1 protein-coding gene is annotated in these 308 nt (G+C 40.6%); it reads right to left on the bottom strand.

Going from position 1 to position 308, the window contains the following annotated elements; translation table 11 throughout:
- On the bottom strand, positions 1-308 hold a 308-nt coding region (locus ACSG5Z_RS30360; RefSeq protein WP_503827189.1), incomplete at both ends, for a Nif3-like dinuclear metal center hexameric protein.

Below are 308 nucleotides of genomic sequence, written 5' to 3'. Positions count from 1 at the left end.
CCCCAACAACTCGTGCACCCTTTACATCTAATGATTTCTTTACATGTTCCGCAAACTGTCCAAGTGTCATTTCTTCTTGTAAATTTCCTATTTTTCCAAGCCCTAATGTTTCACCTTTGTTATCAAGTGGATACACATCATATGCTACTTCTTCATATGGATGTGCCGTTACCATTGCTTTAATCACTTTTCGCTGTAGTGAAGCTGGAATTAACGTTTCGATTCGCACTTCTTCTACGCGTTCTAACTGCCCAGTTTCCCCGATATAAGGATTTGTTCCTTCTTGAGGTACAAACGTACCTGTACCC

The organism is Bacillus pretiosus, from assembly GCF_051294775.1.
In the GTDB taxonomy this organism is placed as follows: domain Bacteria; phylum Bacillota; class Bacilli; order Bacillales; family Bacillaceae_G; genus Bacillus_A; species Bacillus_A wiedmannii.
Note: the sequence above shows the minus strand (reverse complement) of the source record. Positions and strands in the feature narration are given on the sequence as shown.